Genomic DNA, 25,934 nt, shown 5'->3' on the forward strand with positions numbered 1-25,934 from the left:
TTTATTCTAGCAATATAAATAATGATTACCAATGAATTTTAATTAAGTTTTTTAAATCACATTTATGCTTAAACTGGACGATAACCGCAAAATATCAAAACAAGAGTAGGTTTGTCGTAATTATTTAGGAGGCGACAGCCTCCTTTGTAGTGAGTTAAATTTTGTTAATTATTTACAAATTGGATGATCAACACCATTTTCACAAGCTTTTTCAAACCATTCTGATGCTTTGTCATCATCTTTTGGTAAACCACCCATACCGTTTTGATACATCACACCTAAGTTAAATTGTGCTTCTGGTTTTCCTTGCTGAGCAGCTTTTTCCATCCAAACTCTTGCTTTATCGTAATCTTTTTTGACACCTTCGCCTAACAAATACATTTGACCATATTGATATTGTGCATTAACAAAACCTTGTTCTGCAGATTTTTCAAAAAGCTCTCGGGCTTTTGCAAAATTTTGCGATACACCACGACCATTTTGATACAAAGTTGCTAAATTGTATTGACCATGCTGATCATTTTGCGCTGCTGACTTTTCGTATAACTGTTTAGCTTTTTCATAACTTTGTTCACCAGCAATACCATTTTCATAAAAAACACCTAAATTAGACTGTGCCGGTGCATAACCTTGTGCCGCTGATTTTTCGTATAATTCTCTCGCTTTAGCTTGATCTTTTTCAACATTTATACCGTCTTGATAATCTTGTGCTAAAGAGTATTGTGCTTTAGCATCATTTTTTTCATTAGCAAGTTTAATAATTTCTTCTCGAGGCAGTTTTTCTATATCTTCTAAAGAGGTTTCTGCATTAGCAGTACCCGCTAAAAACAAAAACAGTAAGCTTGTGGTGAATATTTTTTTCATGTTTTTTCCTTATCATCTTTATAGGTTAAATAATTCATATTATTTCTATTGTTGTGCTTGGTAATATTGTCAAAATTATTGATCAATAACAACTGACAACATTAATTTTTTGACTAATATCAATATTTTTTTAAGAAAAATAGGTGATTGATTTCAGAGTGACTATTTACGATGAAAAATCTAATGATAAGGTGAATAAAATCAATTTTATAAATATATCTGTGGAGGATAAATACTATTTACACACAAACTATTTAATTATCTTGGGTTTGAAACTGATGCTTTATTTAAGGTCGATAGCGTAACTAAAACAAGGCAAATAAAAATAAATACTATTCCCAACCAACCTAAAAAAGATAGATACTCATCGATAATTAACATGGCTAAAATAGCTGCAATAACCGGCTCTAATAGTGTAATAGTCGTTGCTGTGCTAGCCGATATTTTTGACAGCCCATAACCATAACATAAATACCCGATAAACATGGGAATCAATGCCATATAAAGGCTTATGGTTATATTGATTAATGAATCAAACAACTGAGTTCCAGCTAAAATCATAACTGGAATTAACAATAAACCTCCGCATCCAAATGTCGTTCCCATCGCTGACTTGCTAGATATACCCTTTAACATCATTTGACGAGCCGACCAAGAGTATAATGCATAAGTGAATCCAGCAATTAAACCAAGCAAAATACCAATAGCCAAATGACTATATTGCGTTGATGTCGCACTATTTTCAGAAAAATAAAGAAGCATAATGCCTAAAATGCCAAAAGCCGCACCAATAACCCATTGTTTAGTAATATGAAAATCCTTGCTACTATACTCAATTATTGCTGAAAGAATCGGTGCCGTTCCAATGGATACTACTGTACCAACAGTCACACCAGATAGTCGCATAGAAGAGTAAAATGCTAGCGGATAAAGGGAAACAGCAATACTTCCAACCAGTAAAAAACCTAAGTGATTTGCTATTAACTTACGTTCTTTAATTATATTAGATAAAGCAAAAATAGATTGTAATAATCCCCCTACACCCATGGCAAAGGAACCAATAAATAAAGGAGAGAGTGATGGGGCTAAGGTTGCTGCCGTACCTGTTGTACCCCATAAGATTGATGCCAATATGACGGCAATAACACCGAAAGAACGATTCATTGTGACTTAAAGTGAGTTAGTTTTTTACTCAATGTTTTGCACTTGTTCTCTAATTTGTTCAATAAGAACTTTTAGTTCAATAGCACTTGCTGTCACATCGGCATTGATTGATTTAGAGGCAATTGTATTCGATTCACGGTTAAATTCTTGCATCATGAAGTCCAATCTACGCCCCACTGCTTCGTTTTTCTTTAAAATCGAATAGGTTTCTTTCACATGCGTTGTTAAACGATCAAGCTCTTCTGCTACATCAATACGTTGGGCAAGCATAACGATTTCCTGCTCAAGACGAGAGTTATCAAGTTCTATATTCGCTTCTTCAAGTTTGCTTTTCAGTTTCTCTTTTTGCCATTCCAGTATTTGAGGCATACACTTTTTAATGTTATTAACTTGTTCTGTAATACCTTCTAATCGTTGAATGATCAAATCACGAAGAGCTTGCCCTTCTCGTTCACGAACGGTGATAAATTCATCAATGGTAATATCCAATAGTGCTAAAATCTCTTGCGAAATCGTGTCAAGGTTTTGCTCTTTCGCTGATAACACACCTGGCCAACGCAATACATCGATAGGATTGACTTCAGCAGCTTGATGTTCGGTTTTAATCCAATCTGCAGCAGTTAAAATTTGTTTTGCTAATTCTTTATTGAGTAATAATTCTTGATCTTGTGCAGCAGAATCCAATTCAAAGCGCAAATTACATTCGATTTTTCCTCGAGTTAAACGATTACGTAAGCGTTCACGAATAATAGGCTCTAACGATCGAAACTGTTCTGGCAAACGGATATACGTTTCTAAATATCGTTGGTTGACTGAACGTAATTCCCACGAAGCATTACCCCATTGTTGATTTAGTTCTTTTCTTGCATAAGCCGTCATACTTGAAATCATAATTGCACCCTAAAATTGAAAAACTTGCTGGGCATTGTATCACAAATTCTGTATAATATGCTCTTAGCTTAGGCTAAACATCAACGTAATCCAGTTGATGTCCTCCTAAATGATTAGCTCAATACGATAATTTTTTAAATTAAACTGCTGGAGAATTGCATGCGCCCGTCTGGTCGATCTGCGGAACAAGTCCGCCCAATCAAAATAACCCGTCATTATACTAAGCATGCAGAAGGTTCTGTATTGGTTGAATTTGGTGAAACCAAAGTACTTTGTAATGCCACTGTTGATGAAGGTGTTCCACGCTTTTTAAAAGGTCAAAATCAAGGTTGGGTTACCGCCGAATATGGTATGTTACCTCGCGCAACCAATTCAAGAACACAGCGCGAAGCGGCGAAAGGTAAACAAACTGGACGTACAATGGAAATTCAACGCCTTATCGCACGTTCATTACGAGCAATGATTGATCTTAAATTACTGGGTGAATATACCATTACATTAGATTGTGATGTCATTCAAGCTGATGGTGGCACCAGAACAGCTTCAATAACTGGTGCTTGTGTCGCGCTTAATGATGCCATCAACCAAATGTTGGTTAAAGGACAAATTAAACAAAATCCAATTAAATCTTTAGTCGCTGCGGTATCTGTTGGTATTGTTGAAGGCGAAGCATTATGTGATTTGGAATATATTGAAGATTCTAATGCAGAAACCGATATGAATGTTGTCATGACCGACGATGGTCGAATTATTGAAGTACAAGGCACGGCCGAAGGTGAACCGTTCAGCCACGATGAATTATTAAAGTTATTGGAACTCGCTAAAAATGGTATTGCCACCATTATTGAAACACAAAAACAGGCCTTAAAAGATTAATTGGAGATAATCGATGAAATCATATAAAAGTGAATTTATAGAATTTGCTTTAGAAAGGCAAGCATTAAAATTTGGTGAATTCACCTTAAAATCTGGCCGTAAAAGCCCCTATTTTTTTAATGCAGGACTCTTTAACACTGGCAAAGATCTAGCTTTATTAGGTCGTTTTTATGCAGCAGCATTAACCGATGCTAATTTACAATATGATGTCATTTTTGGTCCAGCCTATAAAGGTATTCCTATCGTCTCATCAACGGTTGTTGCACTTTCAGAACACCATAATGTTGATGTGCCTTATTGTTTTAATCGCAAAGAAGCGAAAGATCATGGTGAAGGCGGAAATTTAGTAGGAAGTTCTATTTATCAACAGCGAGTTATGTTAGTTGATGATGTAATTACAGCCGGTACAGCCATTCGTGAATCAATGCGAATACTTGAAGACAACAAATCTGAATTAGCAGGTGTGCTCATCTGCTTGGATCGTCAAGAAAAAGGACGCGGTGATCTTTCAGCTATTCAAGAGATTAAACAAACTTATCAATGTGATGTCATTTCAATCATTACGCTAGATGACTTGATTCAATATTTATATAAAGATCCCGCCCGCCAAGACCAAGTTAAACAGGTCGAGGCTTATCGCGCGGAATATGGTATAAGGTAATTACCGTCAGATGTTGTTTAAAAATAGATTTAATCAAGCGCTTTTAAAGCGCTTTTTTTATCTTAAACAGTGATAAATCAATAGTAATAATTAAGTTAATCGATTAAATAATGATAAAATGTTTTTAACTATCACTTCGAATGACTTTGCACATAAAATTTGGCATTATCATAATGATAAATGATCTGGGAAAAATCGAAAGGCTCACCGGCCGAAGTATAAAAGATCTCCTCAACACATAGCGCGGGATCCCCCGCTTTTAGCCCTAAATAGCTTGCAACATCTTCCTCTAATTTTATCGCTTTAAAATATTTATCCGAAAATCCGATATTGATATTGCAAATGTCTTGTACATAACTAAATATAGAGTCTTCTGCTATTTGTTTATTCAAATAAGAGACTAATTTTTTGCGATAGTAAGATTGTTCAAAACCATAGACTTCACCATCAACATAACGTAAACGTTTAATAAAGTATACGTCTTCATCATCACTGCATTGCAGATTTTCTTTAATCTTTTGGCTTGGTCGAATAATATCAACATTAAAAACTTGTGACGATCCTGGTAAATCGTTTAAATCGACACTAAAACCATGGCTTTCTAAAAAATTAAGATAACCACTCTTTTTAGGTTGACGAACAAAAATACCGCTACCTTGAATCTGGTAAATAACACCATGACGCTCTAAACGATTAAGGGCTTTTATAATCGTAGTCCGGCTAACCTGATATTGATTAATTAACCCTTCTATATTAGGTAGCTGGGTATCTTTAGGCATGTTTTGTTGATAGATAGTTTGCTTAATTTTTTCAGCAACATCTTGATATTTCAGCATGGCGTACTCTTTATTCTTGTTATAAGTAAACGTTATATATTTTATACAGGTTGATAAGTTTTTTAAACAAAGTGAATGAAAAGTTAGATCTAGATCACAAACAATATAATTGGTCATTAACAATTTTTAATTTAAGGATAATATATGCTCACTTACCTGTTAAAAGGAGTTTAATTGATGTCATCTAAAATTAGAGATTATAATAAATTAGCAGTTGATATATTAAATGAGTTAGGGGGCGAAAATAATATTGTTTCTGTAGCGCGTTGTGCAACACGTTTGCGTGTCGTTACTCAAACCACCCCAGCTGAAGCAAAAGAGAAAATCGCCAATTTGCCAGGTGTTATCACCGTGGTTGAAAAAGGTGGGCAGATTCAAGTTGTTATCGGCACCAATGTAGACAAAGTCTATAATGCATTTACTCAATTAATGAGTGGAAACAATAAAATTGATGTAAATAGCAAAAGTAGTATTTTAAATCGTATTATCGCCACAATGTCAGCTGTTTTTGCTCCCTTTGTTTATGTTTTGGCTGCATCAGGAATTCTACAAGGGATCTTAATTTTAATTAAACTCGCTTACCCAGCATTTGAAAAAACGGGGACTTGCCAAGTCTTCAACTTTATTTCATGGGCACCATTTGCCTTTTTACCTATTTTTATTGCAATTACAGCATCACAACACTTTCGTTGTAATATTTATATTGCGGTCGCTTGTTGTGCAGCTTTATTATCGCCAACATGGGCCGAACTTGCGGCTCTAATAAAATCGGGGCAAGGAGTTGATCTATTTGGTATCGCTTTATCTGAAACCACTTATACATCAACAGTATTGCCACCTTTATTCTTAGTTTGGTTGCTATCTTACCTTGAACGATTTTTAGAACCACGTTTACACAGTATTATTAAACCACTTTTAATGCCACTTATCTGTTTAGTGATTATGGTGCCATTAACCTTACTAGCTATTGGACCATTAACCGCTGGCGCTGCTCACTATATTGCTCATGGCTATAACTGGATAGTTAGCCTTGCACCATCTGTTGCAGGTGGAATAATTGGCGCTGTATGGCAAGTCTTTGTCATATTTGGCGTACATTGGGGTATTACACCTGTTATCATTGAAAATATTAACCAGTATGGTCAAGACTCATTCCAAGCTTTCCAAACTATCGCCGTTATTGGTCAAGTTGGTGCAGCATTAGGTTTCTACCTAAAAACCAAAACCAAAGAGATGAAAGGTGTATCATTATCCGCTTTCGTGACAGGACTATTTGGTATTACCGAACCAGCCATTTATGGCGTTAATTTACGCTTTAAAAAGCCTTTCATTTATGGTTGTTTATGTGGTGCAATTGGAGGGATTGTTGCTGGTTTGTTTTCACCCTATTACTATACCTATGCCGCATTACCAGGGCCATTAACTATTGTCAATGCGATTAATCCTGAACATCCTGGTTCATTTATTGGCGTTTTAATTGGATCAGCAATTGCATTATTCGGTCCTGTGTTGATAATCCAAATTTTAGGAACGGGCGAAGCGAAACAAATACAATCAAATGAGATTGAAAATGATACCCCTAAAGTATTATTAGACGATGTAGAAATAACAAGTCCAATGTCAGGTAAAGCATTGCCACTTAGTAAAGTTCCTGATCCTGCTTTTGCTCAAAAACTTATGGGAGAAGGTATTGCAATTGAACCAACAGATAATCATGTATATGCGCCTGATGATGCACAAGTTACCGCTGTGTTTGCAAGTTCTAAACATGCTATTGGTTTAACATTAGATAATGGTGTTGAATTACTGATCCATGTTGGAATTGATACCGTTAATTTGACAAATAATGAATTTAGTTATCATGTAGAACTTAATCAAAAAGTGAAAAAAGGTGATTTATTAATTAGTTTTGATCCTCAAGCTATCAAGCAAGCAGGATATCCACTAATTACACCAATTATTATTGTCAATACCGATCAATATCAACAAATTATCTTAACGGAAAATACAGAAGTTACACCTAAAGATATTATATTTAAAATTAAGCAATAATAGGGAAAAAGTTATGAAGCAAAAAACATTTTTATGGGGCGGTGCATTAGCTGCCCATCAATTTGAAGGCGGCTGGAATGAAGGAGGCAAAGGCCCAAGCGTTGTCGATGTGATGACAGCGGGTGCGCATGGTGTAGCAAGACAAATTACTCAAGATATTGAAGCTGGTAAATTTTACCCGAATCATACAGCTATTGATTTTTATCATCACTATAAAGAAGATATTAAGCTATTTGCAGAGTTAGGTCTAAAATGTCTGCGTACTTCCATTGCATGGACGAGAATTTATCCTAAAGGTGATGAGTTAGAACCGAATGAAGAAGGTTTAAAATTCTATGATGCGGTGTTTGATGAATTAATCGCAAATGGCATTGAACCTGTTATCACCCTATCACATTTCGAGATGCCACTGCATATTGCCCGTCACTATGGTGGATTCCGTAATCGTAAAACCGTAGAGTTTTTTGAGCGTTTTGCTATTACCTGTTTTGAACGTTATAAACACAAAGTCAAATACTGGATGACGTTTAACGAGATCAATAACCAAATGGATACCAGTAACCCGATCTTCTTCTGGACTAATTCAGGTGTGCAAGTTAAACCAGGGGAAAACCCTCAAGAAGTGCTTTATCAAGTTGCACACTATGAGCTGTTAGCGAGTGCTAAAGCTGTGATTGCTGGTAAAAAAATTAACCCAGATTTTCAAATTGGTTGCATGGTTTCTCATGTACCTATTTATCCGTTCTCTTGTAATCCTGAAGATATGATGGCGTCAGAAATTGCAATGCATCAGCGCTTCTTTTTCCCTGATGTACATGTTCGTGGCTATTATCCAGCATATGCATTAAAAGAGTTTGAACGCGAAGGCTACAAACTTGATATTACTGAAGAAGATTTAGCTTATTTGAAACAAGGTACTGTTGATTACATCGGCTTTAGTTACTACATGTCAACTGTCGTAAAAGCTGATGTGAAAAATGATAACCGTGATAATATCGTCAATGGTGCACTACCTAATGCAGTTGAAAACCCTTATATAAAAAGCAGTGACTGGGGCTGGCCAATTGATCCTGAAGGTTTGCGCTATACACTTAACCGTTTATATGATCGCTATCAGTTACCTTTATTTATTGTGGAAAATGGTTTTGGTGCAATTGATGAATTAGAACATGATAATCAAATTCATGATAAACCTCGCGTTGAATATCTGGGCGCACATATTAAAGCGATGCAAAAAGCTATTGACTATGATGGCGTTGACGTGATGGGCTATACCGCATGGGGAATTATTGATGTGGTTTCTTTCACTACAGGTGAAATGAAAAAACGTTATGGCGTGATTTATGTCGATCGTGATAATGAAGGTAACGGCACAATGAAACGCTATAAAAAAGATTCATTTCAATGGTATAAACAAGTCATTGCCACCAATGGTGCTAATTTAAAATAGTGCCGTTTGATGTTTGATTAGCAACAATGAGGATTTTATTATTACAAGTAAAATCCTCATATACACGTTATATTTTTAATCGCCAGCTAACACAATGATTGACTGACAAACATTTTCAGAATCATCAAAAATTGAAAATTAACTGTTTATCCAATTGTGGATCAATTAATGTAACATGAAAACCAATTAACCTGACGCCTCGATTATTACGTCTTTCTTGCCATACTTTATAAGCTTGAGCAATTAAATCTTGTTTATCTAATTTTGGCCAGACATGTTCTTGTGTGGTTAATTGAAAATCATCAAATTTGAATTTGACTCCTTGTCTTGCGATCGATAGATCTGTTCTAACTTTGCTTAATCTTTTCTCTAATTCATCATACAACGGTTCGAGTTGGTCTAAACATGCTTCCCATTGATAAATGTCATCGATTAACGTGCGTTCAACGCCTACCGATTTACGTTGTCGATCATTACAGACCTCGCGTTCATCAATACCTTGGCATCGTTCAAATAACACTCGACCAAATTTACCAAACTGATTAAGTAGTTTAGTAAGATCGTAATTAACAACATCGTTACAAGTAAATAAGCCCAATTCAGCCAGTTTTTTTTCGGTCACTTTACCTACACCAGGAATTTTATTAAGTGGTAACTGTTCAATAAAATGGTTCACTTGTTCGGGCCTAATGACATACTGACCATTAGGCTTATTCATATCCGATGCAATTTTTGCTAAAAATTTTAAAGGTGCAACTCCGGCTGACGCAGTTAATTCAAGTTCATTAAAAATAGCTTGGCGTATATCTTGGGCAATAAGCGTTGCTGAACCATGACAAAGTTTACACTCTGTTACATCTAAATAAGCTTCATCAAGCGAAAGTGTTTCAATTGCAGAAGTATAACGCGCAAATATTTGGTGAATCTGATTTGATACCTCTTTATAAACTGCATGTCTACCAGGAATTACTTTAAGATTAGGACATAGTTTTATCGCTTGTGCTGTTGACATTGCACTATGTACACCAAATTGACGTGCTAAATAATTAGCTGTTGCAACAACACCTCGTTTGCGCGGATCGCCACCTACTGCAATAGGTAGATGACGATAACGAGGATTATCTCGCATTTCAACTGCAGCATAAAAACAATCCATATCGATATGAATAATTTTTCGCATAAAGGGTATAATTTTACTTAAGATATAACTGTATAAATATACAATATCATACCTTAAGTACACATGCAAATCGACAATAAATTAGTGTGATAATTTATCAAAATCGATCAATCCATTTTTATCATAAGGATCGCCTATCCACCGAGTTGATTGATGAAAGTTAGGATTAACAATACTTTTTTGCGGTTCATATAAGTTATAACTTAGTCCAGCCAAATCAGACCAAGTATGAATCAAATCTTGAGTACTGTATTTACGATCAACATAGTTTTGATAATTATTAGGATGTGTTGCCCGCCACTGCGGTGATTGCCAAAGCATAAATGGCACGGTGTACATGGTTTTCGTTGGTGCTTTTTCATTACGACCTAATACATCATGAGGTGGAGTTTGGTAGACATCTTCACCATGATCAGAAAAATACAAGATAAAACCATTTTCGTGGCTTTGTTTAAACATTTTAAACAAGGTTGTTGTAACATAATCATTATAACTGACCGCATTATCATAACTATTATAAACATCTAACTTATCATCATCTAAAGGATAAGTAACGCCGGTTTTATCGCGAAAACGATCATGCTCGCCATCTTTTGGATAGCGAAACTCATACTTCATATGCGTACCAAGTAGATGAATAACAATAAATTTCTTTTCTGCAGGATCGGCTAACACAGTTTTAAAAGGCGGAAAAACAGACTCATCATACTGCCTTGAACTTTGATTGCGATCATTATTCATATAAAACTGCTCATCAGCCTGCTTTGAAAACATGGTTAACATGGTATTACGTTCCGTCATTGTCTGTTGATTAGTGATCCAAAACGTTTTATAACCAGCTTGTTTCATCAAGTAAATTAGTGAGGGAGTTTTCAAATATAAATCAGGATGCCGCTCATCAGCAAAGGTTAACGCTTGTTGTAGAATTTCAATGGTATACGGCCTTGAAGATACAACATCATTAAATACGAATAAATCTGGATTATCCTTTTTAAATTGTTCAATTTGAGGCGTCGTATCGCGTCCGTAACCATAAATCCCCATGCGATTACGAGTGGTGGATTCACCAATAATTAGCACCAAAGTTCTTGGCGTATCACCATTAGCATCGGTTAAATTTTCTAACTTTGGTAAGGTTTGCAAGTGATTTAAGATATCTTCCATACTAGATAATTGCGAACGATAAGCTATGTAACTATTGATTAATTGCCAAGGTACTGTGGTTTCCATACGTGTTAATAAATGTTTATACGCCTCTTCAAAGGTGTTTTTTTTCACAGTTAAGCTAATTACTAACGGCATTATCGCGTAAATAGCAATTAGCATAGATACTATCCACTTGGTACCATTTTTAACATAAACAGGTTTGACTTTTTTCCACAAATAAATTGCAATTAAAATATAAACAACAAGGATAACCACCAATTTCCAATTCAAATATTGTTGAATAAATTCATGTGATTCATTGAAGTTTGATTCCGCCATGACAAAAAATACACTCTGTGAAAATTCTTGTCGGTAAATGACAAAATATCCGATTGAAATCAAAGACAGGCCACCAACAATTATTCCATAAACAGCGGTGATTTTACGGGTATAATTAGGAAAAAACAAAACAGGAATAAGCCAAATCAAACTATAAATTATTGCATCGCGCAAACCAATAAAGTTGGAGTGTCCAGATAAGGCAATATAAAACTGTAAAGCACAAGAAAAATAGCAAAAAAATAGAATGATAAAAATAAGATTTGACCAACTAAATTTTGCAGACTGGTTAAATTTTTGCATAACTTTTTTTTCAACAAGGAATAATTAAGTTTTATAAGTTATCTTTTTGAGATTAATAAAACCTTAAGGTATTTATTAAAGTTGCTAATTAATTACAACCATAGTTACTAAAATAAAAAAAACTTAATATATAATTGATAAAGTTATCACTAAATTAACATTATTATCATATTAGTCAATTTTTATACCTAACAATTTTGCAACAGCATTATGCTGTGGTTGCATTAATTGAGCAGGTCGTTCATTAAATATAATCTGCCCATCATCTACCACTAAACAACGCGAGAAATAGTTCAATGATTCATCTAAATAATGCGATACCATTATTAGCGTTAAATCATATTGATGACAAATTTGATTAACTAACAATAACATATCATGACGTAAAGCTTGATCAAGTGCTGAAAAAGGCTCATCCAACAATAAAATTGGGCGATGTTGTATCAAACAGCGAGCAAGCGCTACTCGTTGACGTTGTCCCCCTGATAATTGTTCTGGATAACGCGTAGCAAAACCATCTAAACCGACTTGCGTTAAAATATCAGCAATTTTATCTTGCTCGGTTATTGTTAATTTTAATGAAGGTTTAATACCTAAAGCGATATTTTGTTGTATAGTTAAATGACTAAATAAATTATTGTGTTGAAATAACATAGACACAGGGCGTTTGCCCGGCGCGATTTTTGTCATATTTTGATGATTAAGTTTAATTGTGCCTGAGTTTGGAAAAATAAACCCAGCGATTAAACTCAATAAAGTACTTTTACCTGCACCACTTGGTCCAACAATTACGACATGCTCTTTTGCTGCAATATTAATTTCAAAATGCATTTCAAAATTATCATAATGATAATTTACTTGATTAAGTTCGATCATAATCCATCACAACCATTAAGCTAAAAGATAAAATCAATAAAATTGCAGCCGTCACAGTACCTTCTTGATAATGATAATGTGATATTTGCTCATATAAATAATAAGGTAAGGTAGTTAAGGTTTGTCCACCAAACAAAGCAATAACACCAAAATCACCAAATGATAAAATAACAGCAAAAGTAAAACTCATTGCCATTAACTTTTTTAATGCCTTAAATTCAATCAAGTAAAAATGTGTTAAACCTTCAATATTCAGCGATTGGCAAAGCTGCCAATAACGCAAACTCACTTCATACATGGGGATTGAAAGATTTTTTAATAAAAAAGGTAACGCCATGAGTGCATTACACAACATAACTAATATCGAAATAATAATTATATTGTCGGCATATTGAAATAATAATAAGAAAAGCCCTGAGGCTAAAACCATACTTGGAATGGCTAAAATTAATGAACCAATTAACATTAAACGATTGCTCCATTTAATTTGTTGATTAATCAATAATCGGCTATTGGTCCAAAGTAACAATAATGCAAGAAACATTGCAATAAAAGCAGAACCTACTGCAATGATAATTGAGGTGATCAGTGCTTTTAAAAGTGCCACTGTTAATAAGGCAAATTTGAAAAAATAAATACCTTCAATCAATATTGTAACCAAAGGTAATAAAATAAATAAGCTCCCAATCAAAATGATGACATAACTGATCAATGATAAATAGTAGGGAATCGGAATTTGGTAATTTTGATGAGCAAATCGAATATTCATTGTTTTGATTCGATTTATTTTTTGCATAATGATAAGAAAACCAATACAACAAATCAGTTGTAAACAAGAAAGTAACACGGCTTGTATAAGATCAAAATCACGGATCGACTGATATATTGCTACCTCAATAGTGGTATATTTTGGCCCACCGCCAAGTGCTAACACAATTGCAAAACTTGAAAAACATAACATAAAAATCAGTGCTGCCATTGGTAAGATTTGTCGACGCAATAATGGCCATTCAACCAACTTAAAAAAAGTAAAAGTAGAAAAATTCAACTGAGCAGCTAACTGTTTTTGTTCGACAGGAACACTTTTTAAGGATTGATAAAACAGACAACAAGCATAAGGAAAATTTAAAAACACATGGGCTAATAATATACCTTTCAAACCATAAATTGATAATTCAATTGGTAGATTAAAAAATTGAAAAAATAACGAAATGATGCCATGCTGACCATACACTGAAAGCAAACCAGTAACCACAACTAAAGTCGGTAAAATAAAGGTAACCGGCATTATTTTGATGAGTAATCTTTGACAAGGAAAGTCTACCATAGCTAATGCTTTCGCCATCAATACTGCCAATATGATGGCTAAACAAGTTGATAAACCAGCTTGCAAAACTGTTACCCAAATAATATGCAATAAATAATGATCAAAATAAATGCTTATATTATCGGTTCGAATTGCAAATCCCCAAAGCGCAATAAGTGCCGTGCCTAATATGAGCAAAATCAAACCAACAGCACTTATACCTGGAATTAAGGATTGGAATTTCAATATTCGTTCCTATAACATCATTTACTGACAGCAACTTGCCATTCACGCACCCACGATTTCTGATTTAATTCAACTTGCTTTGCATCAAATTCAAGGGCTTTGTTCACTGTATCAATTTGTTGATAAGCCGCTGGCAAATCGGTTTTTATGATTGGATACATGACATTTTTTTCAGCAAATTGACGTTGAACGTCAGGTGTTAATAAATACTGTAAAAATTGGCGAGCTAACTCTGGTTGTTGTGTATATTTTACAATAGCAGCCACTTCAACTTGACGGTAATGCCCCTCATCAAAAATAGCGGCAGCAAAACGATGATCATTATCATTGATTATATGTGCAATAGGGGAAGTGCTGTAACTTAATACAAAATCTGCTTCATTTTTCAAAAACATACCGTAAGATTCGCTCCAACCTTTAGTTACTGTCACGGTGTTTTCAGCTATTTTTTGCCATGCTTGCGAAGCATCATCGCCATAAACTTTTTTAACCCACAAGAGCAAACCTAATCCAGGTGTGCTAGTTCTAGGATCTTGATAAATGATCTTCCAATGAGCTTTATTGTCAACTAACTGATGCAAAGATCGCGGTGGATTTTTTATCTTCTGTTTATTATAAATAAAGGCAAAATAACCGAAGTCATATGGCATAAACTCATTATCCCACCAGTCGGTATAGAGATTATCGGGTTTATCGATCTGGTGTGGAATAAAAATATTTGTTAATTTTGCTTGCTCAAGTAGGTTATTATCCAAACCTAAGACAACATCAGCATTGGTTTTATTACCTTCAAGCTGAATACGATTCAAAATTGAAACACCATCACCTAACGTAATCACTTCTAGTTGGCAGTGACATTGAGCTTCAAAACCCTGCTTAATAGCTTCTCCAGGTCCCCACTCCGACATAAAAGAGTTATAGCTATATACGGTTAAAGTCGGTTGCTGTGCGACAGAAAAATTAGCCCAAAATAATGATATAAATATAACAGTTGATAACAACAATTGACGAAACATTTTGCCTCCAAATAGCAAGAAAAAGACAAAAGGTTTGAGCAGATATAATAACTCAAATCCCTCCGCTGGCATGATCCAGTTCAGGTTCGACGGGTTATGTTAACTTAACTAACACTCTCAGCCCATTAGGGCACCCCGTTGAGAACGGCATTAGTGTAGTCGGTGAAAGCTCAATTGTAAATAGTTGTCACTCACTGTTGCCATTCAAACTTCTTTGCCATTTTAGAATAAATTAGCTTAAACTTACCATTGTTAATCTTGTATTGCTCTCCGTTATAAAATTCCGGTTTAGGATCTTTTATTAAACCAGCCTCATCACCATATTCATGTTCATCATCATAATAGTAAGTCACATAATGTTTTAGGTTTATAGTTAAATCCTTATTGACCGAAAATCTAATAAAACAACTCACATCCTCATAAGAATATTGACTATCTAAAAGCACCGCATCAAGCAATTTACCTTGTTCATCATAACTATTTAGTTGAATATTAAGTAATGGAGTATCAGATATCCCATACCAATTATAAATAATCACTTTATAGAGATAATTATTCCGCATAAAACCACCTACTTCGTAATAACGAATTCCTTCATGGATGGGAATAAATTCATAGGACGTATTTTGAATCGGGAAATCGATCTCTTGCTCATTTAAGGGGCGAGTGAGTTTTGCATACTTGTCCAAAAGAACAATTTCACCATGGTCATTTTGTTTATAGTATTTTGTCAATTGTGAAGAAGTTATCGATAATTTGAGTTCTTGCAGATGCTCGCGAGCAAATACAAAAGTTGAACAAAACTAAAAAACATTGATAATCAGGCATTTAAACAAATATTGGCACATATTTTCTCTTTAATTTTTTATCTACTTTATAGTTAAGTTAATATATCACCTCTAATTTAAAAGATTTTTATTTATATAAAAATTAGCTATTTACTTGTCCTTAACTAATCCCAGAGTGACAATTTATCAATTTATCAGTATTATATTGGGCATTTTATTTTAATTAATTAGGTTCAGTGTGAATATTCAACAACTATTAACACAACGTGTTTCCCAAGCAATGATTATGGCCGGTGCTGATAAAAACTGTGATGCTTTAATCAAGCAATCCGCTAAAGTTCAATTTGGTGATTATCAAGCTAATGGTATTATGTCTACTGCTAAAAAATTGGGAATGCCGCCACGCGCATTGGCTGAAAAAGTCTTGCAACATCTTGATATTGATGATATTGCCGATAAAGTAGAAATCGCTGGTCCCGGTTTTATTAATATCTTCTTAAAAAATAGTTGGATTGCTGAACAAAACGAAGTAGCGCTAAGTAGTGATAAACTCAATATTACTTTACCCGCAAAACCACAAATCATTGTGGTTGATTACTCCGCACCCAATGTTGCTAAAGAGATGCACGTTGGGCATTTACGCTCAACCATTATTGGTGATGCCAGTGTACGAGTATTAAGTTTTCTTGGTCATAATGTTATCCGCGCCAACCATGTTGGTGATTGGGGAACCCAATTTGGAATGTTAATTGCTTATCTTGAAAAGATGGAAAATGAACATGCCAACGACATGGAACTTTCGGATTTAGAATCGTTCTATCGCGCAGCTAAAAAACATTACGACGAAGACGAAGCCTTTGCCGAAAAAGCCCGTAATTATGTAGTAAAACTTCAAGGTGGTGACCAATATTGCCGTGAAATGTGGCGAAAACTGGTGGATATCACCATGACACAAAATATTGCCACATATAAACGCCTTAATGTCACATTATCGATTGAAGATACGATGGGCGAAAGCATCTATAACAACATGCTACCAGGCATTGTTGCCGATCTAAAACAGAAAAAATTAGCAGTTGAAAGTGACGGCGCAATCGTAGTCTTTCTAGACGAATATAAAAATAAAGAAGGCGAACCCATGGGCGTTATCATCCAAAAACGTGATGGTGGCTATCTTTATGCAACAACCGACATTGCCTGTGTTAAATATCGTTACGAAACACTTCATGCTGAACGTATTTTATATTATACCGATTCACGTCAACACCAACACTTAGAACAGGTTTGGGATATCGTGCATAAAGCGAAATATGTACCAGAATCCTTAAAACTTGAGCACCATATGTTTGGTATGATGCTAGGTAAAGATGGCAAGCCGTTTAAGACTCGCTCAGGTGATACCGTAAAATTAAACGACCTGCTTGACGAAGCAACAGAGCGTGCAGAAGCACTTATTAAAAATAAAAATCCCGATCTTTCTCCAACAGAACTTGCCAAAGTGATTGATGCAGTAGCGATTGGCGCAGTGAAATATGCCGACCTATCCAAAAATCGTACCACCGATTATGTTTTTGATTGGGATAATATGTTGTCATTTGAAGGCAATACTGCACCTTATCTACAATATGCCTATACACGTGTACTGTCGGTGTTTAGAAAATCAAATATCAACGAAGATAGTTTAAGCGGTAATATCTATCTAGGTACGGATAAAGAGCGAGCACTAGCGATTCGATTAATACAATTTGATGAAACCGTATCGAACGTTGCCGCAGAAGGTACACCACATGTGCTTTGCGCCTATTTATATGATATCGCTACCCTATTTTCTAGTTTCTATGAAAATTGCCCTATTTTAACTGCGGAAAACGAAAACTTGAAACAAAGCCGCTTAAAATTGGCTTCGTTAACCGCTAAAACGCTCAAAATCGGGCTTGATATGTTAGGTATCAAAACTGTCGAAAAAATGTAACATTAGCATACCACCGATAAAATTCATCATCGGTGGTTATTTCTTTAAAACGCACACCTTTTCTCAAACTTCTTGGCAATTGTTCTAATTTTAAAAACACCAATTAGACGGTCTATTTTATGATCCGCAATATTGTGCCAGCTTTGTCCAATAACAATAATGTGATATACACATAAATAAGCTATTTTCTCTTTAGACAATAGCAGTTAGCTATTGTCTAGATTTTGCTCAAATACAGCGCGAGCTCCGACGCCGACGGCTCGTCGTTAATAACGACTCGGAGTCGACTTTTGCCATTTCGTTCATTTCATTCTCTTCAAGGCAACGTCGCGCAAACCATTGACCATAAGCCGTTAAATCAAAATCACCAGCAATTAGGTAACCAAAAGAGGTTAAGGCCGCTCCCGGTAAACGTTCATTTATCTTATTTGCCGGAAAGGCACACTTAACTATCCATTGATTTCGAGCACCTGTAGCTTGATAAAATTTCAATTTTAGCTGTTGCCCAAGTATCTCATTTAAAATGTAGGCAGACTGATTATACGCACGTAAAAATAATCCTTCACGAAATAATAAAATACCTTGATATTGATTCAATAAATCTAACTTCTCATCAATTTTCATTTTTATACCAACTAAACAGATGAAAAGCCGTTATTGTCGACAAACTAAATAGTCTGGAAAACCTATTCCTTCAGCATCAACCCCTAAAAGACCTGAACTTGAACTAACATCAAGATGAGTACCATAGCTACTTTGATAGTACATATCTTTTGTCCAATATCTATCTTTTTCATCTCGCCATCCTGAATCAGGATAAGTTTGTTGAGTTGAATATCCCCATTCGGGTAAAAGTCCTTGACCAATGGCTCTTGTATAACCATTTATAATCTCAAAATAACCATTTAAACGATCATCAACAGGTGTATTGGTTAACTCCGAATAAGAGAACAAATTATTTACACCACATTTTTGAATAGCAACACTCCAGATATCAAAAAAATCCTTAACCGGATTCGCCCAAACACTGGTTGGATTAAAGGTATAATCAAATTTAATTGTTGGATCTCGTTTCAATGTAGCTCGTACTGTAACATTACCTGTTGGTTTACCTTTTAGTGAGACATAACCCTGTGGATCGATAGTCACTTGTCCCCCAGGATTATTGGGAATACTAAAACTATAACTAGTAGGAGAGCCTGTCACTATTAACTGAAATTTTGCACCAGGAAAACCGGTAGTCGGAAATGTTTTACCGCCAGATGCAGTTGGACTCGCTTTGAACCCCATGTTAGGCACATAATCTGCTGTATAGCCACCACCAACAGCTGTCCTTGACGTATAACGTGAATCGTTCCAACCAATGAATGTATTACTACTGTCAAAACTTAACCACTGAAATTGTGGCATTTTTTCAATAGCATAGGGTTTAGCATAACAAAATTGAGGTTTAGAGGAAATATAATAACTGTGGCTTGCACCCGTAAATAGACTTATATCCGGTATACCATAACGGGTTACTAAAGCACCATCACCAGCACTGAGTGATAATTTATAAGGGGATTTACACGCATCTAACTCACTATTCGGATTCGATTTCACATAATCGGTCACATCTTCACCATCGTACGTTTCCCATTTCACTTTCATATAACCCGTTACGGTAAAAAGTTTATCTCCATCTCCATCACGCCAATAATTATTTGCCACTATCGCATTGGCTAACGGCATTGATGGATAATTGTTGAAAGGTAAATAGGTTTTGATATCATTAAAAGTTGTCGGCACTTTTTCTATCACAATGGGCTCGACTACTGATGATTTGTCTTCCAACGCGCTTATCACCTTATTATTCGGTAACGTTAACGATAAGAGTGGTAATATTGTTGTTGATACTGTCTTTCCATTGTCATACGTTAAATAAGGACTTGTCCCATTTATTACCTGCGCTGTTTGTGCTGTTAGACCATACACCGGCTTTATCGATATTACTATAAACAACATTGACAAAAATAGCGCACATAAACCTGTTTTTACTATCCTTTTTCTTAAAAAAACTCTGAATAAGGGGATATTAGTAGGCTTATTGATATAGAAAAAATAAAGAGATGAATTTGAAAATGGATTTTTGTATGAAGAATGAAACTCTTGATGACAATTATTATAACTATTAACTAATAAAAACGATGCCCGATGCCCGATGCCCGATGCCCGATGCCCGATGCCCGATGCCCGATGCCCGATGCCCGATGCCCGATGCCCGATGCCCGATTAAGACCATATTTTAACATATTTTTACTACTCCTTGTAGCTAATTTGATTAAATTTTTCAAAAAATACAATATATTAGCTTTTATGTATATCATCTAATGCAACGTATTTGTGCGCGATAATATCAAAAATGCAATCTAATAGTAAAATAGAATAATAAAATTGTAATGTATATTTATGTAAATGTTTGTTAAGCGATCAAAAATCATAAAAAATTCGACGCTATATTTTGCACTAAAATCCAATTTATCCATATACTCTATAGTGTTAAACAAAGCAATATTGCACTTTTTGAGATTGACAATAAATCGCATAATGCTGTTGTTGGTCTCGATTTTTGGACAATTAATTATTCATATAAAATAGAGAGTTATCGATTAATTTATAACTTGTAATAAGCTACCACAATATTTTATTTGCTATTTTAGAATATAAAAATCTAAAAAATAATACTTTAACCATTTCATTTATTTATATATTTTTATAAGAACAGTACTTGATATTAAAAATAGTTTCGTTAAAATTCTTTCAAATTATTTAAGCAACCAAGAGTAGTTGACCATGACAAAATATAAATCAACAGTCCTAAACAATATTGTTGATTTATTTTTTAATCCTCCTTATTAGGGGGATTTTTTTTATCTATTATTTTATCAAATTTTGCATAATTGAATCGTAGAGGCACATTATGACCGATAATAAAAAGATGTTATTAACCAGTCGAGATCAGAGTTTAAAAGCATATTTAATGAATAAAATTAAACAAAATGGCGGTTGGGTTAATTCACATATGCATGCCGATCGTGCTTTTACGATCACTGTTGACAGTTTTGATGTTTATCAAAAACAGACTTTAATTGAAAAATGGGATACGCTAGATAAAGTCAAAGCGTCGATGAGTGAAGACGATTATTACCGCCATTTCAGCATGGCTGTTGAGCGAATGATCGAACAAGGGGTCAGTGCCATGGGATCATTTGTCGATATCGACCCTATTGCTGAAGAACGAGCAATCAAAGGCGCACTTAAAGCTCGTGAAACTTATAAAAATGACATTATCATAAAATTAGTCAATCAAACCCTTAAAGGTGTTATTGATAAAGAAGCACGTTATTGGTTTGATAAAGGTGCAGATTTAGTCGATATCATTGGTGGATTACCACGTCGTGATGAACGTGATCATGGTGAAGGAATGGGACTAAAACATCTTGATGTATTGATGCAAACGGGAAAATCATTAGGCAAAATGGTCCATGTTCATGTTGATCAATTTAACTCCTCAGACGAGATTGAAACCGAACAACTCACCGATAAAACTTTGGAACATGGCATGCACGGACGCGTAGTAGCAATTCATAGTATTTCAATTACTGCGCATAGTCTGGAATATCGTCAAAAACTCTATAAAAAAATGAAAGAAGCGAAAATGATGGTCATCGCTTGCCCATTTGCATGGATCGATAGCCCTCGCCGTGAAGAACAAGGTCCTACTCGTAATTCTCTTACTCCTGTTGATGAACTTGCCGCTGCGGGTATTCCTGTTGCGATTGGTACCGATAATGTCAGTGATTATATGTTACCATTTTCAACAGGCAACATGTGGGAAGAGCTTAAACTACTCGTTACAGGATGTCGGTATACCGATTTAGACAATGTGGTAAATGTCGCTACCAAAAACGGACGAATGGTATTAGGACTTGAATAATAATTGAATGAAATACAATAAAATTAGACCAATAAAAAATCCCACAGTTTTTAATCTATTGTGGGATCGTTATATAGCTACTACTATCGATTAATCAAACTTAATATTTTTTATCATTTTATAATGACATCAGCTTCATTTTCATATCTGACAAAATTAACATTATTATTTCTAACTTCTCTTTTTACTTTCTCTTTACATCTATCTGTATCACAATATACATTTAATGCACCATCAGTTTGCTTTTGGAAGAACACTTTAGCATCGGCTTCACTTTCATTACGAACAAATACAATATCTGAACTATAATGTGTCGCATAATTTACAGCATTTTCACATTGTGTATCTGCACAGTATACCTTTGTTTTATATCTATTTGCTATTCTCTTTTGTTCTTTTTCTTGTTGTTCACGAATTAGTCGTTGCTCAAACAAGGCTTGCTCCTTATCCCAATAATCATCTATTAATTTATCGATATCTTTATATTTTTTTATTTTTACGGAATAATAAAGCTTTTTGGCTTGTTCTAATGTTTTTCTTGCATCTTCATAATTATGATAATCAGCATACTCTTTAGCTTTTTGATAAAGATTTTCTATCACTAACATAGTGTATTTATTATTATTAATATCATATAATTTTTGGATATTTCTGGAAGGTTTTAATTCAAGCGCATTATGATATAAATCGACTTTAGCCTTATATCCTTCAATATCTGTCGCTACTATTGAATTAGCCTTGATAACATAGCATTTAAATAGATTTTCATTTATGTCCAAACGACTATATGCATTAAAAAAAAACGTTAATTCATTACTATAAAATTGATTACTTAAGCGATCATGCATTTCCATTAATTTATTATAAGTGGAAATTTTATCTTCGTAATCGTTAGCCGCGCTATCAGCTAAGTCTGCTTCATATTTAACCATCACACGATTAACCAAATTGCGCAAATGCTCAGCATCTTCTTGCTTGAATTTAGCTATACCTTTTTGTTCAATATTGAGTGCTAATATATTAATACTTTGAAGGTAGTTTCCTTCATTATACGCCTCTTCATAAGTGCGTGTATGACTACAACTCGCTAACCAAAACATAAAAAAAACAGCGATGATATTCCTCATAATTCTTCCTTTCATCTGTTAAATGTATCCTTGATAAATAGAAAATGATTTACATTATTCTAATTTGTTAGATAAAATTATATGTTTAAAACTCAAAAAAATATCCATTTATTTTGTATTCAATAATCTCTACTTAAATTCATATTTATAGCGATTTTATTGTTATTCATTGCGATATAAATTTGCCAACAATCGGCTAGCTATTATAAAGACGAGATAGTACCCGCAATTTGGCTCAAATAGCTTTTCAGTTGCGATCGTTGCTGATCTTGTATTTTATTCGCTAAACTTGATTTTGTTTCTAACGTACCTTTAGTTTGATTATGATAGTTATGCGGTACATCACCTGAGTAGATGTAATCAATTTTAGAAGAACTTTGTTCTACATCAAATTGTTGCGAATAAGAAAATGCACCAGAAACATTGATATAAGTTGTGACTCTTAATTTATTTGAATGCGTTATTGTTTTTAGATTAAATTTTTGTTCTTTATAAATTGGTTTTTTGACGGTATTACCTTTATCGTCAGTTACATCTACCATTTTTTCGACAATGGTCTCACTTTTACTTTCGTTATTCACTGTTTCACCGGAATCTGAAAAGTCTTCTTTCTGGGTAATATTAATAATCACATCAGGATTTGAACCATAAAAAGAAATATAATTGCTATTGAGTGCACTGCGAACTTCTGAATCAAAAATAGTGCCTCTGTAATTCACAGTAACAACACCTCTTTGTGCGCATTGCTGAGCTTTATAGCTGGCATCACGAAAAGCACCATAAGGTCGATAAATAGAAGCTGCAGAAGAATAATATTCCGCAGCCTTACGATAAGTCGCATGTCGATTAGCCGTTTTCATCAGTTCTTCGCCTTGTCGATAAAAATTTTCGGCCTCTTGCGTGCGATATTTTTTATCATAATAAGTGAATAGTTTATCGCTATCTTTATATTTACCTAATGGCTGATAAACTTGCGAAGCATTGCTAAAGGCTTCTGCGGCATTTTTATATTGGCCATCTTGTGCCATCTTTTTTCCAAAATCATAAAATTCTTTGGCAGCCACTTGCATATATTTGGTATTGGCATTTTGATATAGGGTTTGAATATTTTTGTAATTATAATGCTCTAACCCCTTTTGATATAAAGTAGCTTTTTGTAGATAACTTTGGCTGTCGGTACCCGTAATTGAATTACCATAATCATAATATTGTTTAGCAATGGTTTGTTCTAACTGCTCAATATTGTATTTATCATTGAAAAAACTCACTGTTTGGCTATAAAAACGATCTCTTAACATCATTTTCATTTTCAGCAAGCTTTGATAGATATCAATGCGAGTCTGATAATCTGTGGTTGCGGTATTAGCTAAACTTGTTTCATAATGTGCTGTAATATTACTAACTAAAGTACGTAGTTTTTCAGCACTATCTTTATCAAATTTACTCTCACCTTTCTCTTCAATACTGGTGGTTAATAAACTGATACTTTCTAAATATTTTCCTTCTTTATATGCATCGTCAGCAGTACGAGTATGACAGGCTGTTAAAAGAAAAATTAAAAAAATTGCTATAGTTAACCGCATCATATTTCCTTTCAAAAATTTTAGTTAAATTATCAATCCATTGCAGATGATAATCGTTTGTTTTTTTATCACTAATTAACTCAGTATTAATCAGCTTGACTAAGTTTATAAAAAATTTTAGGCGATTTATTAACTTTTTTTGCTATAGTTATGAGCAAAAATCTAAATTAAATTTCATTTTGAAAAGATAAGATAGCGTTGTTGAAAGTATCCTCCCAATAATATTGAATTCATTGAGAGGAGAAATTTTATTTGCGAGTTGGCTTTTTCGCTGTCACTTGGCGTGACGATCTTGATAAGTTATTCAGTTTGATGCGTTTAGGCCGAACATTAGACTTACTCGAAGTAGAATTTGCAGTAAAACTTTTTATTTCGGCAGGTAGACCAACAATTTCACGTAAATAATTGACAGCATCAAGGCTTAATTCCATCCATGTGCCACGTGATAATCCTTTAGGTAACGTAATATTACCATAACGAATACGTAACAATCGACTTACCTGAACATCGATAGCTTCCCACATTCTACGTACTTCTCGATTACGACCTTCTGTAATAACGACATTAAACCATTGATTCAGACCGTCACCGCCTTGTGCTTTAATTGACTTGAATGCCGCAGGACCATCTTCTAATTGTACACCTTTGCGCAATTGGCTAATTTGTTGATCAGTCACATTACCAAAAACCCTAACCGCATATTCCCGCTCAATTTCATGTCTTGGATGCATTAGCCGATTGGCAAGTTCACCATCTGTAGTAAATAGTAGTAATCCCGAAGTATTAATATCAAGTCGACCAATATTCACCCATCTAGCATTTTTTAAACGAGGCAAACGTTCAAACACGGTTGCTCTACCTTGAGGATCATTACGAGAGCAAATTTCACCTTCTGGTTTATAGTAGGCAAGCACACGACAAACTTCTTTTTCTTTACTTCTAAGTTGTACTAAATGACCGTTAATACGGATTTTAGGGTTAGCATTTACATCAACACGATCACCTAATGTTGCAATCTTGCCATCAACACTGATTTGACCTGCTGCGATCATAGCTTCAATTTCACGGCGAGAACCATTACCCAAATTAGCTAAGACTTTCTGTAATTTTTCGCTGTTATCGTGTACAGACGATGCTCGCTTTGTCGAAAATGATTTTTGCAGCATTACTGGTTTGTCTGTTGACTTATTGTTTTTTATTTTTCTTTTATCTGCTGTGTTTTCATATTTTGAAACTGCTGATGTGCTATGTTTCATATTGTCCTCACTGTTACCTTCTCAGG

At 34.6% G+C, this 25,934-nt stretch carries 21 protein-coding genes and 1 riboswitch; of the genes, 6 read left to right on the forward strand and 15 right to left on the reverse strand.

The features are described from left to right. Positions 1-168 precede the first annotated feature (168 nt). The 3 genes from A9G09_RS12260 to A9G09_RS12270 form a co-directional block, all read right to left on the reverse strand. Complete coding sequence (locus A9G09_RS12260; RefSeq protein WP_065635116.1) at positions 169-864, reverse strand: tetratricopeptide repeat protein; 696 nt, start codon at positions 862-864, stop codon at positions 169-171. 258 nt (positions 865-1,122) lie between these two features. Next, the gene (locus A9G09_RS12265; RefSeq protein ID WP_065635117.1) at positions 1,123-2,028 is read right to left on the reverse strand and encodes a DMT family transporter; all 906 of its coding nucleotides are present in this window, start codon (positions 2,026-2,028) and stop codon (positions 1,123-1,125) included. 24 nt (positions 2,029-2,052) lie between these two features. After that, positions 2,053-2,919, reverse strand: coding sequence for a YicC/YloC family endoribonuclease (locus tag A9G09_RS12270; RefSeq protein WP_065635118.1), 867 nt, complete (start codon positions 2,917-2,919; stop codon positions 2,053-2,055). 159 nt (positions 2,920-3,078) lie between these two features. On the opposite strand from A9G09_RS12270, the gene rph reads away from it, so the two are divergent. Next, on the forward strand, positions 3,079-3,795 hold the full coding sequence (gene rph / locus A9G09_RS12275) for a ribonuclease PH (protein ID WP_065635119.1): 717 nt from the start codon (positions 3,079-3,081) through the stop codon (positions 3,793-3,795). A 13-nt stretch (positions 3,796-3,808) separates the two neighbouring features. Next, the gene (gene pyrE / locus A9G09_RS12280; protein WP_065635120.1) at positions 3,809-4,456 is read left to right on the forward strand and encodes an orotate phosphoribosyltransferase; all 648 of its coding nucleotides are present in this window, start codon (positions 3,809-3,811) and stop codon (positions 4,454-4,456) included. 131 nt (positions 4,457-4,587) lie between these two features. On the opposite strand, the gene A9G09_RS12285 is transcribed toward pyrE, so the two are convergent. Further along, the gene (locus A9G09_RS12285; RefSeq protein ID WP_065635121.1) at positions 4,588-5,292 is read right to left on the reverse strand and encodes a GntR family transcriptional regulator; all 705 of its coding nucleotides are present in this window, start codon (positions 5,290-5,292) and stop codon (positions 4,588-4,590) included. A gap of 177 nt (positions 5,293-5,469) precedes the next feature. On the opposite strand from A9G09_RS12285, the gene A9G09_RS12290 reads away from it, so the two are divergent. Beyond that, positions 5,470-7,344 carry a glucose PTS transporter subunit IIA gene (locus tag A9G09_RS12290; protein WP_065635122.1) on the forward strand — a complete coding sequence of 625 codons (1,875 nt, stop codon included), beginning with the start codon at positions 5,470-5,472 and terminating at the stop codon, positions 7,342-7,344. A 13-nt stretch (positions 7,345-7,357) separates the two neighbouring features. Further along, the gene (locus A9G09_RS12295; RefSeq protein WP_065635123.1) at positions 7,358-8,794 is read left to right on the forward strand and encodes a 6-phospho-beta-glucosidase; all 1,437 of its coding nucleotides are present in this window, start codon (positions 7,358-7,360) and stop codon (positions 8,792-8,794) included. A gap of 124 nt (positions 8,795-8,918) precedes the next feature. Here the strand turns inward: A9G09_RS12295 and dinB are convergent, their stop codons facing one another. From dinB to A9G09_RS12325, 6 genes are all read right to left on the reverse strand, one after another. Then, positions 8,919-9,974 carry a DNA polymerase IV gene (gene dinB, locus A9G09_RS12300; RefSeq protein ID WP_065635124.1) on the reverse strand — a complete coding sequence of 352 codons (1,056 nt, stop codon included), beginning with the start codon at positions 9,972-9,974 and terminating at the stop codon, positions 8,919-8,921. Positions 9,975-10,055: 81 nt separating this feature from the next. After that, a complete protein-coding gene (gene cptA / locus A9G09_RS12305; protein WP_065635125.1) occupies positions 10,056-11,762 on the reverse strand; it encodes a phosphoethanolamine transferase CptA in 1,707 nt (568 codons plus the stop codon). A 171-nt stretch (positions 11,763-11,933) separates the two neighbouring features. Continuing rightward, positions 11,934-12,638, reverse strand: a complete 705-nt coding sequence (gene thiQ, locus A9G09_RS12310; RefSeq protein WP_065635126.1) for a thiamine ABC transporter ATP-binding protein ThiQ — start codon at positions 12,636-12,638, stop codon at positions 11,934-11,936. Next, positions 12,625-14,190, reverse strand: a complete 1,566-nt coding sequence (thiP, locus tag A9G09_RS12315) for a thiamine/thiamine pyrophosphate ABC transporter permease (RefSeq protein ID WP_176700990.1) — start codon at positions 14,188-14,190, stop codon at positions 12,625-12,627. Before thiP ends, thiQ begins: the two co-directional genes overlap by 14 nt. Before the next feature lie 17 nt (positions 14,191-14,207). Then, positions 14,208-15,206 (reverse strand): thiamine ABC transporter substrate binding subunit, encoded by a 999-nt coding sequence (thiB, locus tag A9G09_RS12320; RefSeq protein WP_065635128.1) that lies wholly within the window; start codon positions 15,204-15,206, stop codon positions 14,208-14,210. Between the two features lie 39 nt (positions 15,207-15,245). Next, positions 15,246-15,354, reverse strand: a riboswitch (TPP riboswitch). A 43-nt stretch (positions 15,355-15,397) separates the two neighbouring features. Further along, the gene (locus A9G09_RS12325) at positions 15,398-15,895 is read right to left on the reverse strand and encodes a hypothetical protein (protein ID WP_081297578.1); all 498 of its coding nucleotides are present in this window, start codon (positions 15,893-15,895) and stop codon (positions 15,398-15,400) included. 337 nt (positions 15,896-16,232) lie between these two features. Here A9G09_RS12325 and argS point away from each other — a divergent pair, with 337 nt between their 5' ends. Beyond that, positions 16,233-17,966: an arginine--tRNA ligase gene (gene argS, locus A9G09_RS12330; protein ID WP_065635130.1), complete on the forward strand. Its 1,734-nt coding sequence runs from the start codon at positions 16,233-16,235 to the stop codon at positions 17,964-17,966. Between the two features lie 228 nt (positions 17,967-18,194). Here the strand turns inward: argS and A9G09_RS12335 are convergent, their stop codons facing one another. Together A9G09_RS12335 and A9G09_RS12340 are read right to left on the reverse strand one after the other, a co-directional pair. Next, entirely contained in the window at positions 18,195-18,590 is a 396-nt protein-coding gene (locus tag A9G09_RS12335) for a hypothetical protein (RefSeq protein ID WP_065635131.1), read from the reverse strand. Between the two features lie 30 nt (positions 18,591-18,620). Then, entirely contained in the window at positions 18,621-19,940 is a 1,320-nt protein-coding gene (locus A9G09_RS12340; protein ID WP_141671594.1) for a hypothetical protein, read from the reverse strand. 985 nt (positions 19,941-20,925) lie between these two features. Here A9G09_RS12340 and A9G09_RS12345 point away from each other — a divergent pair. Further along, positions 20,926-21,942: an amidohydrolase family protein gene (locus A9G09_RS12345; RefSeq protein ID WP_218056924.1), complete on the forward strand. Its 1,017-nt coding sequence runs from the start codon at positions 20,926-20,928 to the stop codon at positions 21,940-21,942. A gap of 113 nt (positions 21,943-22,055) precedes the next feature. Here the strand turns inward: A9G09_RS12345 and A9G09_RS12350 are convergent, their stop codons facing one another. The 3 genes from A9G09_RS12350 to rluB all read right to left on the reverse strand — a co-directional run bounded on the left by A9G09_RS12350 (position 22,056) and on the right by rluB (position 25,818). Next, positions 22,056-23,084, reverse strand: a complete 1,029-nt coding sequence (locus tag A9G09_RS12350; RefSeq protein WP_141671595.1) for a hypothetical protein — start codon at positions 23,082-23,084, stop codon at positions 22,056-22,058. Positions 23,085-23,272: 188 nt separating this feature from the next. Next, positions 23,273-24,652 (reverse strand): hypothetical protein, encoded by a 1,380-nt coding sequence (locus A9G09_RS12355; RefSeq protein WP_065635134.1) that lies wholly within the window; start codon positions 24,650-24,652, stop codon positions 23,273-23,275. Positions 24,653-24,900: 248 nt separating this feature from the next. Further along, positions 24,901-25,818: a 23S rRNA pseudouridine(2605) synthase RluB gene (rluB, locus tag A9G09_RS12360; RefSeq protein WP_065635159.1), complete on the reverse strand. Its 918-nt coding sequence runs from the start codon at positions 25,816-25,818 to the stop codon at positions 24,901-24,903. Between the last annotated feature and the right edge of the window lie 116 nt (positions 25,819-25,934).

Origin of the sequence: Gilliamella sp. wkB292, assembly GCF_001690235.1 — a bacterium.
Lineage (GTDB): Bacteria > Pseudomonadota > Gammaproteobacteria > Enterobacterales > Orbaceae > Gilliamella > Gilliamella apicola_F.

Bases quoted from the DNA above. Each gene is read 5' to 3' on its own strand.
- cptA (WP_065635125.1), bottom strand. From the start codon at position 11,762: ATGCAAAAATTTAACCAGTCTGCAAAATTTAGTTGGTCAAATCTTATT.
- A9G09_RS12260 (WP_065635116.1), bottom strand. From the start codon at position 864: ATGAAAAAAATATTCACCACAAGCTTACTGTTTTTGTTTTTAGCGGGT.
- rluB (WP_065635159.1), bottom strand. From the start codon at position 25,818: ATGCTGCAAAAATCATTTTCGACAAAGCGAGCATCGTCTGTACACGAT.
- A9G09_RS12285 (WP_065635121.1), bottom strand. From the start codon at position 5,292: ATGCTGAAATATCAAGATGTTGCTGAAAAAATTAAGCAAACTATCTAT.
- A9G09_RS12290 (WP_065635122.1), top strand. From the start codon at position 5,470: ATGTCATCTAAAATTAGAGATTATAATAAATTAGCAGTTGATATATTA.
- rph (WP_065635119.1), top strand. From the start codon at position 3,079: ATGCGCCCGTCTGGTCGATCTGCGGAACAAGTCCGCCCAATCAAAATA.
- dinB (WP_065635124.1), bottom strand. From the start codon at position 9,974: ATGCGAAAAATTATTCATATCGATATGGATTGTTTTTATGCTGCAGTT.
- pyrE (WP_065635120.1), top strand. From the start codon at position 3,809: ATGAAATCATATAAAAGTGAATTTATAGAATTTGCTTTAGAAAGGCAA.
- A9G09_RS12350 (WP_141671595.1), bottom strand. From the start codon at position 23,084: ATGAAAGGAAGAATTATGAGGAATATCATCGCTGTTTTTTTTATGTTT.
- A9G09_RS12270 (WP_065635118.1), bottom strand. From the start codon at position 2,919: ATGATTTCAAGTATGACGGCTTATGCAAGAAAAGAACTAAATCAACAA.
- thiB (WP_065635128.1), bottom strand. From the start codon at position 15,206: ATGTTTCGTCAATTGTTGTTATCAACTGTTATATTTATATCATTATTT.
- A9G09_RS12355 (WP_065635134.1), bottom strand. From the start codon at position 24,652: ATGCGGTTAACTATAGCAATTTTTTTAATTTTTCTTTTAACAGCCTGT.
- A9G09_RS12295 (WP_065635123.1), top strand. From the start codon at position 7,358: ATGAAGCAAAAAACATTTTTATGGGGCGGTGCATTAGCTGCCCATCAA.
- thiQ (WP_065635126.1), bottom strand. From the start codon at position 12,638: ATGATCGAACTTAATCAAGTAAATTATCATTATGATAATTTTGAAATG.
- A9G09_RS12335 (WP_065635131.1), bottom strand. From the start codon at position 18,590: ATGAAAATTGATGAGAAGTTAGATTTATTGAATCAATATCAAGGTATT.
- A9G09_RS12345 (WP_218056924.1), top strand. From the start codon at position 20,926: ATGACCGATAATAAAAAGATGTTATTAACCAGTCGAGATCAGAGTTTA.
- A9G09_RS12265 (WP_065635117.1), bottom strand. From the start codon at position 2,028: ATGAATCGTTCTTTCGGTGTTATTGCCGTCATATTGGCATCAATCTTA.